The organism is Corallococcus sp. bb12-1 (assembly GCF_026626765.1).
Taxonomy (GTDB): domain Bacteria; phylum Myxococcota; class Myxococcia; order Myxococcales; family Myxococcaceae; genus Corallococcus; species Corallococcus terminator.
This window is the reverse complement of record NZ_JAPNJZ010000001.1, coordinates 182,262-196,064: the sequence shown is the minus strand read 5'-3', so window position 1 is coordinate 196,064 and position 13,803 is coordinate 182,262. Positions and strand designations below refer to the sequence as shown.

At 69.4% G+C, this 13,803-nt stretch carries 13 protein-coding genes and 1 pseudogene; 6 read left to right on the top strand and 8 right to left on the bottom strand.

The features are described from left to right. Window positions 1–5 precede the first annotated feature (5 nt). Both mtnA and OV208_RS00820 read left to right on the top strand, forming a co-directional pair. Window positions 6–1,109 (top strand): S-methyl-5-thioribose-1-phosphate isomerase, encoded by a 1,104-nt coding sequence (gene mtnA / locus OV208_RS00825; protein WP_267571867.1) that lies wholly within the window; start codon window positions 6–8, stop codon window positions 1,107–1,109. Next, window positions 1,106–1,741 carry a class II aldolase/adducin family protein gene (locus tag OV208_RS00820; protein WP_267571866.1) on the top strand — a complete coding sequence of 212 codons (636 nt, stop codon included), beginning with the start codon at window positions 1,106–1,108 and terminating at the stop codon, window positions 1,739–1,741. Before mtnA ends, OV208_RS00820 begins: the two co-directional genes overlap by 4 nt. 111 nt (window positions 1,742–1,852) lie before the next feature. On the opposite strand, the gene OV208_RS00815 is transcribed toward OV208_RS00820, so the two are convergent. Both OV208_RS00815 and OV208_RS00810 read right to left on the bottom strand, forming a co-directional pair. Then, on the bottom strand, window positions 1,853–2,941 hold the full coding sequence (locus OV208_RS00815) for a hypothetical protein (protein WP_267571865.1): 1,089 nt from the start codon (window positions 2,939–2,941) through the stop codon (window positions 1,853–1,855). A gap of 147 nt (window positions 2,942–3,088) precedes the next feature. Beyond that, the gene (locus OV208_RS00810) at window positions 3,089–4,261 is read right to left on the bottom strand and encodes a metallophosphoesterase (RefSeq protein WP_267571864.1); all 1,173 of its coding nucleotides are present in this window, start codon (window positions 4,259–4,261) and stop codon (window positions 3,089–3,091) included. 196 nt (window positions 4,262–4,457) lie between these two features. Between OV208_RS00810 and OV208_RS41315 the strand changes: the two are divergent. Continuing rightward, window positions 4,458–5,148, top strand: a pseudogene (locus tag OV208_RS41315) (TIGR02269 family lipoprotein). A 3-nt stretch (window positions 5,149–5,151) separates the two neighbouring features. Next, window positions 5,152–5,871: a double-CXXCG motif protein gene (locus OV208_RS00800; protein WP_267571862.1), complete on the top strand. Its 720-nt coding sequence runs from the start codon at window positions 5,152–5,154 to the stop codon at window positions 5,869–5,871. Window positions 5,872–5,875: 4 nt separating this feature from the next. On the opposite strand, the gene OV208_RS00795 is transcribed toward OV208_RS00800, so the two are convergent. The 3 genes from OV208_RS00795 to OV208_RS00785 form a co-directional block, all read right to left on the bottom strand. Further along, window positions 5,876–6,412: an FHA domain-containing protein gene (locus OV208_RS00795; RefSeq protein WP_267572785.1), complete on the bottom strand. Its 537-nt coding sequence runs from the start codon at window positions 6,410–6,412 to the stop codon at window positions 5,876–5,878. A 95-nt stretch (window positions 6,413–6,507) separates the two neighbouring features. Then, window positions 6,508–8,142 (bottom strand): long-chain fatty acid--CoA ligase, encoded by a 1,635-nt coding sequence (locus OV208_RS00790; protein WP_267571861.1) that lies wholly within the window; start codon window positions 8,140–8,142, stop codon window positions 6,508–6,510. Window positions 8,143–8,253: 111 nt separating this feature from the next. Next, entirely contained in the window at window positions 8,254–9,291 is a 1,038-nt protein-coding gene (locus OV208_RS00785; protein ID WP_267571860.1) for a 6-phosphofructokinase, read from the bottom strand. Between the two features lie 207 nt (window positions 9,292–9,498). Between OV208_RS00785 and OV208_RS00780 the strand changes: the two genes are divergently transcribed. Beyond that, on the top strand, window positions 9,499–10,266 hold the full coding sequence (locus tag OV208_RS00780) for a glucosamine-6-phosphate deaminase (RefSeq protein WP_267571859.1): 768 nt from the start codon (window positions 9,499–9,501) through the stop codon (window positions 10,264–10,266). Between the two features lie 90 nt (window positions 10,267–10,356). Here the strand turns inward: OV208_RS00780 and OV208_RS00775 are convergent, their stop codons facing one another. Continuing rightward, entirely contained in the window at window positions 10,357–11,163 is an 807-nt protein-coding gene (locus tag OV208_RS00775; RefSeq protein WP_267571858.1) for a lytic transglycosylase domain-containing protein, read from the bottom strand. A gap of 791 nt (window positions 11,164–11,954) precedes the next feature. On the opposite strand from OV208_RS00775, the gene OV208_RS00770 reads away from it, so the two are divergent. Continuing rightward, window positions 11,955–12,422 (top strand): hypothetical protein, encoded by a 468-nt coding sequence (locus OV208_RS00770; protein WP_267571857.1) that lies wholly within the window; start codon window positions 11,955–11,957, stop codon window positions 12,420–12,422. Window positions 12,423–12,443: 21 nt separating this feature from the next. Here OV208_RS00770 and OV208_RS00765 read toward each other — a convergent pair whose 3' ends face one another. Further along, window positions 12,444–12,995, bottom strand: coding sequence for a hypothetical protein (locus OV208_RS00765; protein WP_267571856.1), 552 nt, complete (start codon window positions 12,993–12,995; stop codon window positions 12,444–12,446). Between the two features lie 18 nt (window positions 12,996–13,013). After that, complete coding sequence (locus OV208_RS00760; RefSeq protein WP_267571855.1) at window positions 13,014–13,616, bottom strand: hypothetical protein; 603 nt, start codon at window positions 13,614–13,616, stop codon at window positions 13,014–13,016. Between the last annotated feature and the right edge of the window lie 187 nt (window positions 13,617–13,803).

Below are 13,803 nucleotides of genomic sequence, written 5' to 3'. Positions count from 1 at the left end.
CGGCGATGAAAGTCCAAGGCGAGCCAACGCGCTCCATCTGGGTCGAAGCCGACGGCTGGACCGTGGGCATCATCGACCAGACGCGCCTGCCGCACGCGTTCGTGAAGGTGAAGCTCTCCACGGCGCAGGAGGCGGCCCACGCCATCCGAGGCATGGTGGTGCGGGGCGCGCCGCTGATTGGCGCCACGGCGGCGTACGGCGTGTGTCTGGCGATGCGGGAGGACGCATCGGACGCGGGGCTGGAGCATGCGCTGTCGCTGCTGCGGGAGACGCGGCCCACGGCGGTGAACCTGCACTGGGCGCTGGAGGGGATGCGCCGGGTGCTGACGCCGCTCAAGCCGTCGGAGCGGGGGGCCGAGGCGTACCGGCACGCGGCGGCGCTGTGCGACGAGGACGTGGCCATCAACCGGGCCATTGGCGGGCACGCGCTGAAGCTGTTCCAGGACGCGTGGGACCGCAAGGGCCGCAAGGGTCGGCTGAACGTGCTCACGCATTGCAACGCGGGGTGGCTCGCGACGGTGGACTGGGGCACGGCGCTGTCGCCGATGTACCTGGCGCACGACGCGGGCATGCCGCTGCACGTCTGGGTGGATGAGACGCGGCCGCGCAACCAGGGCGCGCTCTTGACGGCGTGGGAGCTGGGGCAGCACGGCGTTCCGCACACGGTCATCGCGGACAACGTGGGCGGCCACCTGATGCAGCACGGGCAGGTGGACCTGTGCATCGTGGGCACGGACCGCACGACGGCGCACGGTGACGTGGCGAACAAGATTGGCACATACCTGAAGGCGCTGGCGGCGAAGGACAACGGCGTGCCGTTCTACGTGGCGCTGCCTTCGCCCACGGTGGACTGGACGATTCACGATGGCGTGAGGCAGATCCCCATCGAGCAGCGCGAAGGCACGGAGCTCAGCGACGTGACGGGACGGCTGCCGTCCGGTGAGGTCGCCACGGTGCGCATCACGCCGCCGGGGAGTCCCGCCGCGAACTACGCGTTCGACGTGACGCCCGCGCGGCTCGTCACGGCGCTCATCACCGAACGGGGCGTGTGCGCGGCGTCAGAGGAAGGGCTGCTGTCGCTCTTCCCGGAGCGGAGGCCGGCGAAGTGAGCGGGCACGGTGCACTGCGCGAAGCGATGGTGGCCACCTGCCGGCGGATGAACACGTCGGGCCTGAACCAGGGCACGTCGGGCAACCTGAGCCAGCGGGTGGAGGGCGGCTTCCTGCTCACACCGTCAGGGATGAACTACGAGACGATGACGCCGGAGGACCTGGTGCTCATGCGCTTTGACGGCACGCACGTGGGTGCGCGCAAGCCGTCTTCGGAGTGGCAGTTACACCGGGACCTCCTGGCGGCGCGTCCGGAGGTGGGCGCGGTGCTGCACACGCACAGCATGTTCAGCACGACGCTGGCGTGCCTGCGTCGTGGCATCCCGGCGTTCCACTACATGGTCTCCGCGGCGGGAGGCACGGACGTGCGGTGCGCGGAGTACGCGACCTTCGGCACGCCGGAGCTGGCGGGGAACATGATGAAGGCGCTGGAGGGCCGCAAGGCGTGCCTGCTCGCGAACCACGGCCTGGTGGCGGCGGGCGTGGACCTGCCCGCGGCCTACAAGCTGGCGGTGGAGGTGGAGACGCTGGCGGCCATGTACCTGCGCGCGCTCCAGGTGGGGGGGCCCGTCATCCTGGACGACGCGGAGATGGCGCGCGTGTTCGAACAGTTCCGGGGCTACGGACAGTAGAGCTCGGCGGCTGCCGGTTCGCGAGCCGGAGTCCGCGCCCGGGCGGTCGCGCGTGAAAAAGCCCCATAACACCTGGACGGTGCCATGGAGCCTGGACCGCAAGACGGTGCGTTAGAGGAGGATGACGCCCGCGTCGTGGACGACGACGCCCGCGTCGAAACCCGTGCCGCCGCCCGCATCGCCCACGCCCGCGTCCGGACGGATGCCGCCGTCGGTGCCCGCATCGCTCACGCCCGCGTCCGCCACGCCTGCGTCCGGGCGGATGCCGCCGTCGGTGCCCGCATCGCTCACGCCTGCGTCCGCCACGCCCGCGTCTGTATGAATGCCGCCATCGGTGCCCGCATCGCTCACGCCTGCGTCCGCCACGCCCGCGTCTGTATGGCTGCCGCCGTCGGTGCCCGCATCGCCTGCGCCTGCGTCCGGACGGGTGCCGCCATCTGTCCCCGCGTCAGAACCCGCGTCCGTGCCTGCATCCACGCCCGCGTCCGGCGTGCAGACCGGGCACGGCTGCGCGGGATCGCATCGGACCAGATCCCCAGGGCCCGGCTCGCCGCGGGTCTGCACGAAGTCCAGGCCGCCAATCTTCTGGTCGCCAATGGGCTTGCCGTTGCCATCCACGATGGTGCCGTAGCACTTCATCGGGACGCCGGGGCTCACCGAGCCCGTGCACGCGACGACCTGCTCAGGGGGAACGTTGTAGTTCCCGGCGATGACCGAGGAGATTGGCTGGTAGCCACCCGTGCCCGTCGCGCCGGAAAAGCAGACGCTCAGGATCAGCGGCTTGCCGAGGCACTCCGGGTGGTACTCGGGGTGGAAGATGGTCTGGCTGGTGTCGTTGGGCAGGCCCTGCACGGATGTCTGGCCTCCGCATGTCGCGGGATTCCCTCCGTGCGCGCCGTAGATACAGCCGCCGCCATCGAGCGCCGCCGCCGCGTTCTTCTCCGCGTTGATGACCCCCTGATCATTGGGCTTGTTGGAGTCGATGCCGGTGTAGCCCGTCTGGTCCTGCGCCCCCACCGTGTTCCAGTCGTTGTCGACGACGTACTTGCCGCCGTCCGGCAACGTGTTCTGCCCCTTGCAGCTGTCCAGCTCCATGAGCGCGCTCGCTGGAGCTTCTTCCGGCCCGTCCTCCGGGCCACATCCCACGGACAAAAAGGTGAGCGCACCCGCGACGCAGGTCCACAACTTGGAATTTCGCATTAAACGGCCCCCTCATTGAAAACACGTTTTAAATACTATGGATTATGTTCCATGTAAACGTGTCTGAGACAGAGGGGTGCCATCCCGCCATTGGCGGGTCGCGTTGTCGGGCTGCGTTGAAAGTCGGGGCCGTGCGCTTCCGGTAGGTCAGGCGCTGCGCAGGGTGAGCAGCGTGACCTCGGGGGGCACTCCGATGCGGAAGGGCATCCAGTGCCCCGTGCCGCCGGAGACGTAGAGGTGGCTGTCGCGGAAGCGGTAGCGCCCGAGCATGTGTTTGAAGGCGAAGCCGAAGAGCGGGATGCCCAGGAAGGCCACTTGTCCGCCGTGGGTGTGTCCGGCGAGCGTCAGGCGGGCGCCCTTCTCGGCGGCGTAGGTGAAGAAGTCCGGGTGGTGGGACAGGCAGATGACGACGTCATCCGGCTGTCCGCCCTGGAACGCGGTGTCCGCCGAGTGCTTCCAGCGGGCCTCGCGCACGGTGTGGCTGCGGCCGGACATGGGATAGTCCACGCCCACCACGCGCACGCGGTGTCCGCCGTGCTCCAGCACGTGGGATTCGTCCACGAGCAGGCGGACGGGGGCGCCGCGCTGGGCCAGGGCCTCGTAGCCACCCAGCACCTCTTCCAGGCCGCGCCAGTGCTCGTGGTTGCCGAGGATGGCGAGCATGCCGTGGCGGGCCGTGTTCGCGGCCAGGGCGGCCATCGTCGCGTCCACCTGGTTCACGTCGTCGATGAGGTCGCCCGTCATCACCTGGAGGTCCACGCCGGCCGCGTTCATCGCGTCCACGGCGCCGCGCAGGTAGTCGGTGCTGATGAAGGGGCCCACGTGGACGTCGGTGATCTGCCCGATGCGGAAGCCGTCGAGCGCGGCGGGGAGGCCCTTCAGCTTCACCTCCACCTCGCGCACGGTGAAGCCCAGGCTGCCGCTCACGACGCCCAGGGTGCTCCCCGTCACCGCGAGCACGGGCATGGCCTGTCCGGCCTTCACGAGCAGGCCCCGGCGCTCCAGGTCCACGCCGGGAGGCGCGGCCTTGCGACGGCGCTCGCCCCAGAGTTTCAGCACGAGGAACGGCAGGCCCAGCAGCATCACCATCAGCGCGGCGATGCTCCAGATGACGGCGAACAGCTTCACCGGCACGAGGGGCGCGGGCGTGTCGTGGAGGCCGTAGCCGGTGAGCGCGGGGACCGTCCAGGCCACGAACGCGAGCCCCATCAGGCCCAGCAGCACGCCATGGCGCCACCCGCGCGTGACGGCGGGCCACAGCCTGCGCAGCACGAGGTACGAGCCCAGGTAGACGAACAGCAGGACCAGGAGCCTTCCCATCGTTTCCGCGCTCTCCGTCACGTCCCGAGCTCAAGAGGTCCGGGGCCGCCCTCGAAGTGAGGGAGCCCGAGGATAACGGAGCCCCTGACAGCGCGCTGTCCCTCCGACACCGTGGCCGCTCGCCTGAGTCACGGCGCACCTGATGGTCTGAACGGGGAATCCCTGGAAGATAGAAGGCTCAGCTTCTGGAGGCGGGATGCGCGCGTGGTGGCTGTTGCCCTGGGTGGTCGTGTTGGGAAGTTGTGCCTCGGTGCCCTCCCCGACGCAGGAGTGGGCGAGGATGGACGAGGCGGCGTGGGAGTGCGAGGCCAGCGGCGAGGACCAGTGCCTCACGCACGTGTGCGAGGAGGGTGTCTGCGCCCTGTTCCGGTGCGAGGACCTGGACCCGAATCGGGTGGTGCGCACGCGGAGTGCCGCACCGGTCGCGCCGGTGTTCGTGGCCCCGGGGAGTGGACCTCAACGGACGTGGGGCAGTGCGCAGGGCGTGCCGGGCGACGCGGTGCCCGTCATTCCGCTGGCACCCGCGCGAAAAGCTGCCGAGCGAGCTGCGACGGGAGAAGGCTCGGGAGGAGTGGGCGAAGCGGCCCAAGGAGCGGCACCACATCTTCCCTCAAGCGTTCAAGGCGCACTTTGACGGCAAGAAGATCAACATCCACAAGTACGTCCTGGCGGTGGATGCGGAGGTGCATGCGCGCATCCACGGAGGGGAGCGCGGTGGACCCTGGAACCAGGATTGGAATGACTTCATCGAAGCGCGGGGGAGTAGAGCCGACATCCCACTCCATTTCGAGCATGCCTCGTGGATGATTCAGAAGTACGGACTCTTCGGGTTGTCGATGACGTACTGGCAGCAGGTCGACCTCATGCCCGTGCCCTTCGAGGACTGATACGTGCGTTATTTCGAAATCAGAAGCCCGCAGTGGGATGAGCCGGGACATTGGAGTGGTGAGTATCGAGCCAGTCACCGATGGCACCTGCCAGGAGTGGATTGTCCCAAGTGCGGAAGCTGGGCGGGAATGGGGGCCTATCCTTCAGTGGACCTCTCGGGTTTGGAGGAGCCCACGCTCGCGAAAGTGACAGGGCCTACGAACTTCGCCGAGTACATACGACTGGTATCCCTGATCCGTCCTTTCGTTGCTCCCGAAATTCCCATCAAGGGAGGGAGTTCGTTCGGGCCCATGGTCGGATCAATGCGAGGCAGGTTTGGCCCCGTTACCTGCTGGCCCTCCTGGGTGGTGATCCTCCGTGAGGACGCGGTCGATCTCCTAAATGCAGAAGGTCTGACCGGCGTCATCGCTGTCCGGATGGAACTCAGGTCTCGCCGAAGCACGAGTCCCGCGCTCTACCAACTGGAGGCCCGGCCTCTCTCAAGGTTGCACCCGGACTGCATCGGAGAATGGAAGACGCCTCCGTGCGATATCTGCGGCCGCCCGGAGTCGTTCGACCTGCCGCCGAAGCGCTGGCTGCTGCGCTCGTCCATCCCGGAAGGGCTCGACGTCTTCGGCGTCGCAGGCGCGAACCTGTACGTGGTCAGCGAGCGCTTCGTCGAAGTCATCCAGCGTCTGGGCCCCGCGGACGTCACCTACCGCGAACTGCCCGCCGCCGACTGACCCCTCACATCCCGCCGCCCGGGCTCGCGAGCCGCAGGTGCGAGTGCAGCGTCTCCGCCCGCAGGTACAGGAACTGCGCGTCGCCGAACGACAGCGCGTCCCCGTCCGTGAGCAGCCGCACCTCGCCCTCGCCCAGCGCCGCCGCGTTCAGCCAGGTCCCGTTCATCGAACCCAGGTCGTGCACCGAGCACGTCCCCTGCTGCTCGTGCCAGCGCAGCACCGCGTGCTGCTTCGACACCGACGGGTCGTGCACAATCAGCGCACACCCCTCCATGCGCCCCACCCGCAGTTCCTGTCCGTCCGACTCCGGCGCAAGGAAGTGCACCTCCAGCGAATCGAATCCCTGGAGCATCACCAGCAACCGGTCCACCAGCCGCGACCGGTGCGCCATGCCCACCGTGCGCGCTTCCGCCAGTCGCAACGCGACCTGCTGGAACACCGGCTCCGGGGGCTGTTGGATGAGCACCACCGGTCCGGAGGCTTCCAGGAACGCCTGGACGGGGGCGTAGGCGAACGGGCGGAGCTGTTGGACGGAGGGCATCACCTGCCTACCGTACCTCCAGCCCCGCCCCAGCGCGAGCCGCCGGCCCCGAGGGGCCCCCGGGTGTCAGGTGCCCGGCGGTTGCTTCAACCCCTTCAGGACGCGACCGACGCCTTGAGCAGGTGGTCCCCGAAGTCCTCCCGGAGCTTCATCTTCAGGAACTTCCCCGTCGACGTGCGCGGAATCTGCGGCACGAAGAGGAAGTCATCCGGCAGCCACCACTTCGCGAACTGCTTCTCCAAGTGCGCCGTCAGCTCCGCCTTCGTCGCCTCCTGCCCGGTCTTGAACACCACCGCCGCCAGCGGACGCTCGTCCCACTTGGAGTGCCGGCCCGCGAACACCGCCGCCTCCAACACGGACGGGTGCGCCATCAGCGCGTTCTCCAACGCCACCGAGCTGATCCACTCGCCACCCGACTTGATGACGTCCTTGCTGCGGTCGGTGATGTGCAGGTAGCCCGCCGGGTCGATGGTCACCACGTCGCCCGTCTTGAACCAGCCGTCCGCCGTGAAGCGGTCCTTGCCCTCGTCCCCGAAGTACGAGGCCGCCACCATGGGCCCGCGCACCTCCAACTCGCCCATCGCCTTGCTGTCCCAGGGCAACACCTCGCCCGTGTCGCTCACGTGGCGCGTCTCCACGAAGGGCACCGAATAGCCCTGCGACGCATACGCATCCAGCTGCGCCTCCGGAGACGCCGTGTGCAGGTCCCCCTTCAGGCGCGCCAGCGTGCCCACCGGGTTCATCTCCGTCATGCCCCAGGCGTGCAGCACCTCCAGCTTGTGGCGCTTGCGGAACCCGTCGATGAGCGACGGCGGCGCCGCCGAACCGCCAATCACCATGTGGCGCATCGCGCTCAGGTCCCACTTGCCCGGCTCGCGGTCCAACTGCGCCAGGATGCCCAGCCAGATGGTGGGCACACCGCCCGCCACCGTGACCTTCTCGTCCCGCATCAGCTCCAGCAGCGACTGGGGGTCGAGGTGCGGCCCGGGCAGCACCTGCTTCGCCCCCGTGAGCAACGCATCGAAGGGCAGCCCCCACGCGGCCGCGTGGAACATGGGCACCACCGCCAGCACCGTGTCCGTGTCCCGGAGGCCCAGCACCTCCGGCAGGCAGCACACCAGCGTGTGCAACACGATGGAGCGGTGGCTGAAGAGCACGCCCTTCGGGTTGCCCGTCGTGCCGGACGTGTAGCAGAGCATCGCCGCGCTGTTCTCATCCAGGCGCGGGAACGCGAACGTGTCCGACTCCGCCGCGAGCAGCTTCTCGTAGTCCAGCCGGCCCTCCGGCACCGGGCCGTCGTCCGGGATGACGATGACGTGCTTGATGCAGGCCGCCGACTTCTCGAACTTCTCCAAGAGCGGCAGCAGCGACCGGTCCACCACCACCACCGTGTCCTCCGCGTGGCTCGCGATGTAGGCCAGGTCCTTGGGGTGCAGCCGCAGGTTGAGCGTGTGCATCACCGCGCCCATCGACGGCACCCCGAAGTACACCTCCAGGTGCTGGTGATGGTTCCAGCTCAGCGACGCCACCCGGTCCCCCGGCTTCACCCCCAGCCGCGTCAGGGCGTTGGCGAGCTGGCTCGTGCGCTTGTGGAAGTCCGCGTACGTGTAGCGGTGAAGGGACTTGTCCGGGTTGCGGCTGACGATCTCCTGCGCGCCGTAATAGGAGCGCGCACGCTCCAGGAAGTGCGTCAGGGTGAGCGGGAAGTCCATCATGCGACCGGTGAGCATCGGCACCATCCCTTCGCGAACGGGTGAAGGGAGGGATGCTACCGGATGCGCGGCGCCATGCCCTCTACTCCAGGTGGAGGAGGGCATGGCGCGGTACGTCAAAGTCGACTGTCAGCCGAAGAAGACCTGGGCGACCTCGAAGAACTCCTTGGGGACGCGCTTGAGCTCGCGGGTGGCCTCGGCCAGGTGCTCGCTGACGATTTCGTTGCCGCGCAGGGCGGCCATCTTGCCGAACTCGCCGCGGGCCACCATGTCGCACGCATGCACGCCGAACCGGGTGGCGAGCACCCGGTCGTGCGCCGTGGGGGCGCCGCCGCGCTGGATGTGGCCCAGCACGGACACGCGCGTTTCGAAGCCGGTGCGGCGCTCGATTTCGGAGGCGACGATGTTGCCCACGCCGCCCAGGCGGGGACGGCCGGCTTCATCCAGGGAGCCCATGGTGACCAGCTGTTCGTTCTGGTTCGCGGACATCTTGATGCGCGTGCCTTCCGCGACGACGACGATGGAGAAGGTGCGCCCTCCCGCGTGCCGGCGCTGCAGGTGCTGGGCGACGGCCTCCAGGTCGGCGGGGATCTCCGGGACGAGGATAACGTCCGCGCCGCCCGCGATGCCCGCGTAGGTGGCGATCCACCCGACGTGCCGGCCCATCACCTCGCAGACGATGACGCGCTTGTGGGATTCAGCGGTGGAGTGCAGCCGGTCCACGGCCTCCGTGGCGATCATCACGGCGGTGTCGAAGCCGAACGTGAAGTCGGTGCCGTTGAGGTCGTTGTCGATGGTCTTCGGCACGCCGACGATTCTCACGCCCTCCTGGGACATGCGCGTGGCGGCGGAGAGGGTGCCCTCGCCGCCGATGGCGATGACCGCGTGGATGCCATTGCGTTCAATGGCGCGCTTCACGCGCTCCAGACCGTTCTCCACCTTGAACGGGTTGACGCGCGAGGTGCCGAGGATGGTGCCACCCCGGTGCAGGATGCCGGAGGTGGTCTCCCGCGTGAGGCGGAAGTGGTTGTCGTCCAGCAGGCCCTTCCACCCATCCCGCAGGCCCATCATTTCGAAGCCGTGCTCGCTGGCACGGCGGACGATGGCTCGGATGACCGCATTGAGGCCGGGGCAATCACCCCCGCCGGTGAGCACGGCGACTTTCATGAGCCGGGTTCTAGCCCGACCCGGGCCCCGCGTGTGAGGACCGTTTGTGCCGAGCGCTCAACGGGGGACGCTCCCGCCCCCAGGGCGTGCGGGGAGCCGGCCGCGTGCCGTGGGGCTGTTAATCGGTCATTGCCGCGCGGCGCAACGCACACAGCGGCTGGGGGGCGCGCGACCTGGGCGGGCGGGACGGCGTATGCTGGAAGGCTCATGAACCTACGCGTGTTCGAGACGGAGCAGGACGCGGCCAGCACTTGCGCGGCGCGCATCGCCGAGGCCGTACGACACACGCCAGAGCTGGTGCTGGGGCTGACCACGGGGCGCTCGCCGCTCAACGTGTACCGGGGCCTGGCGGAGCTGGCCGCGAAGGGGTCGCTGGACCTGTCGCGGGCGACGACGTTCAACGTGGACGAGTTCCTGGGTCTGCCCCCGGAGGATGCAGGCAGCTTCCGGGCGTACATGGACCGGCACCTGTTCCGGCATGTGAATCTGTCAACGCAGCGGATCCACTTCCTCGACGGGTGCGCGCCGGACGCGGAGGCCGAGTGCGCGCGCTACGACGCGGCGCTGGCGGCGGCCGGGGGCATGGATTTGCTGCTGTTGGGCGTGGGGCCCAACGGCCACATCGCGTTCAACGAGCCGGGCGAGGTGTTGACGGCGACGAGCCACCGCGCGCGCCTGAGCCGGGAGACGCGGCTGTCGCACGTGCTGGCGTTCGGCGACGACCCGTCGCGCGTGCCCATGGCGGCGTTGACGCTGGGCATGGCGGCGGTGCTCCAGGCGCGCAGGGTGGTGGTGCTGGCGTTCGGGGTGAACAAGGCGGCGGCGGTGACGGCGATGGTGCACGGGCCGGTGACGCCCCGGTGCCCGGCGTCGTTCCTCCAGCTCCACCGCGACGTGGAGCTGTGGCTGGACACGGGCGCGGCCAGTGGCCTGCAGGCCTCGCGGGTCGAGGCGGCCCGCGTGCGCGGAGGCTGAACGTCGTCCTGCGGATCCGGTGGTCCGTGAAGGGCGCGCGGGACAACTCCTGCTTGCCCTCCAGGACGCATGGACCTCGCGCCTTGGTTCCTACGGCTTCCGTGCGGAGGCGAGCCGGGGCGGAGCCTTCCCGGAGGACGCTGGCCGGGGCGCGGGCTTCTTCACGGGCGTCGTCACTTTCGGGGACACCGGAGGCTTCGCGTGCGCACCGGACGGCGGGGCCTTCCTCGCGGCGGCCTGCGCCACGGGGGCCCGCGCCGGTGCCTTCGTCGGGGACGTCGTGACCGTCCGCTTCACCACCACGGGGACAGGCGGCCGGGTGTGCGCGTAGGCCGCGAGCACCTTGACCACGTAGAACTCCGTCTCCCCGTTGCGCGGTACGTGCCCGTTCACCGAACCCGGACCCGCGTTGTACGCGGCCACCGCCAGCCGCACGTCCCGGAACCGGCGCAGTTGCTCCGCCAGATAGCGCCCGCTCGCGTCGATGGAGGGCGCCGGGTCGAAGGGGTCTTCCACCCGCATCAGCGCCGCGGTGTCCGGCATCAGCTGTCCCGGGCCCATCGCCCCCGCGGGCGAGATGCGGTGCACCCGCGTCTCGGACTCCACCTGGATGAGCGCCCGCAGGAGCCCCGGCGGAATCCCATGCCGGCGCTCCGACTCCGCGATGAGCGGCTCCAGCGGTGGGTGCGTGTCCAGCACGCACGCGGGCCGGTGCGCCGCGTAGGCCCCCAGCGCCCGCGCCTTCGTCTTCAGGAAGGAGAAGGACAGCGGCGACACCTGCGTCCCGCCGAGCCACGCCACGCCCACGTTGAGCAGCACCACCGGCACCAGCACGCACGGCGCCAGCCACGCCCATCTCGGAATGTCGAAGCCGCCCACGGTCCGCTTGCGTCCCACCCTCCCCACTTACGGGCCCCGCAGCGTTCCGTCCAACTTCCGACCCCGCGCGGTGAACACCCTCTCGGAGGAGCGCGGTGTTCCACCCCACTTCCGGCCCGAACAGGTCGCCCGAAATTCGTTACCCATCGCACCGGCTGCTGCGGACACCGTGGCGCGCGGGGGCGCTCCATCCCCGTGCGCAAGCCCTTCCCGTGGAGCCGGACAGCGGGTCGCTCCGGGTTCCCTCCGCCTTGGGTTTCAACTCCGGCGAGCCTGACGAGAAGAGCGCGGAGGGACGTGCCGGGCCGCGCCTTGGGAAACCTGTCCGACTGTAGGACAGGTTCGGACGCCTTGTCCGCGGAGGGGGCTTCCAGCCCGATCCGCCCCCACCCAAGCCCCCCGCTTCGTGAGCGGCCACAGCCCTTCGCCTCTTCTCTCGTCCAGGGTGCTCGGCCCTCCTTCCCCTGAGGAGGAGCGCCTGCGTCCATTGCCTTGCGATGCATCCACTCACGCCGGGCTTCGCACCGGATTCGTCAACGCACTTCTGGCGACCTGCCTGGCGTCGTGCCCCTCGCCGTCTCGTGCCCCTATCGGCATCCAGGCGTGCTCTCTCGTGCTCCGGGCCTCGCGCGGTCCCGTCCGGCTTCCGACGCCTCGCCGTGAACGTCCGCTTGCGTCCCATCCCCGGGGGCCGGTGCCTGTCTCGCGGCCCACGGGGCCCTCCGGGGCTTGTGCACTGACGTTCGCTCCGCATTGCCAGCGCGCCTTCGCGTGTCCATCCCCAGGGGGGGCGGATGGGGGAGGGGACGATGATTGGCATCCCGCTGGGTTGGGCGTATTCGAACTTCGCGGAGTGGGCGCTGCGCCGGTACGTGGCCCCGGGCCGCCGCAATCCTTCCGCGCCACCGCATGCGTCCTTCGCGGCGTCACCCTGCGCGGACGCGTACCTGCGCTCGCTGTGGACGCGCGCCACGGAATGGCGGGAGCGGATGGGCCTGGCCGTGCTCGCGCTCGCGCACGCGCCCCTGTTCCCCATGGCCCCCTTCTTCGTGGGCACCGTGTGGGCCTGCGCGTTCAACTTCCACCGCGTGCACCGCCGCGCGCACCTGGACCCCGCGTGGGCCCGCGCCAACGTGCCCTGGCTCTGCGACCATCACCTGGGGCGCGTGACGGACGCGAACTGGTGCGTCACGCATCCGTTCTTCGACAACGTGTTCGGCACGCGCCACGAACACCTGGGCATCCAGCCCCCCGCGCCCGCCCCGGCGCTGTCCTGACGCCGGGACGGAAGGGGTCCGTCAGAACAACAGGCCGAAGTAGTTGGCGCTCGCCTTGGCGCCCACGCACACCCGGACGTCCGCGCTCCACGGCTGCGTGGGCAGCGAACCCTCGGCCTTGAAGAGGAACTCCAGCTCCTCCTGCTTCGCCAGGTCCAGCACGTCCACCGCGCCGCTGCCGGTGAGCTGGAGCGTGTTCGTGGCGCCGCCATTGCCCGAAGCGCGGAACTCGCCCAGCAGCACGTACTCCACGGAGCCCGGCTTGCGCACGGAGAGGCTCGCGCGCTGGATGCCGCTGATGTCGGTGGTGGCGGTGGCGTTGAAGACCTTCAGCCGCAGCTGGGTCTCCACGTCGGTGTCGTCGGGCAGCGCGCTGGCGAAGTCGCCCAGCGGCACCTGGATGGCCTGCTCCACGGAGGCGCTGCCCGGGAAGGCGGCGGGGAAGGACAGGTCGTCCTCGGTCTTGCAGATCTCCTCTGCCTCCACCTCGATGGTGAAGAGGGACTCACAGCCCGTGGTGAAGAGGGGCAGGGCGCAGCAGAGCAGGAGGGTGCGGAAGTTTTTCGTACGCATGGTGGGGAGTCTCCTGGCTCAGAAGAAGTAGAGGATGAAGCCCAGCTTCACCGACGGGATGGTGGCGCGCACGTGCAGCGGCCCCGACGTCACGGTGTCGTCGTTGGCTGCGTCCTGGATGAGCGGCGTGGGGTTGGGCACCGTGAGCGCCACGTAGCTCAGGCCCACGTTCAGGAAGAAGTTGAAGCGGCTCTGCGCGCCCACCTCCAGGCCCACGCTGCCCGTCACGTAGTTGTACGTGACGTCCCGGATGGCCTGTGACGTCGTGCTCGGGTCGCGGCCCAACCAGTCCAGCACGTCGCTGTACTCGGAGCCGAAGTAGTGCCCGACCTCCGCGTTGAGCGACGGCGCGATGAACGTGTCCAGCGGCAGGATGCTCACCCCGCCGCGCAAGCCGAAGCTCAGCGTGTTGGTGGTGGGCCCCGCCTGCAGCCGCACCCACTTCGCGGGCTTGAGCACCGCGGACACGCCAATGCCGTGCGGGGCTCCCGCGTCCACCAGCAGGCCCAGGGTGTGCTTGTTGCCGTCCTCGTCATCCGCCAGCGCGGGGGTGGCGAAGCCGAGTGCGGCCAGACACCCCAGCGCGAAGCCGGAGGAAAGAAGGGGGGTGCGTTGTCTCATCGAAAGGGTGTCCATCGTCATGACGAAAGTTCCACGGTGGTTGCCGGCCCGGAGGTCATCTTTCGCGGAAGGCGGCCCGGAAGAGAAGCCATGTCGTGTGAAACCCGTACGGGCTTTCCGGGATGCCGCGATGTGCGGAGGAAGGACTGCCCGGTTCCCGACATGGGGGACGTCCGCGTGCGTCGTG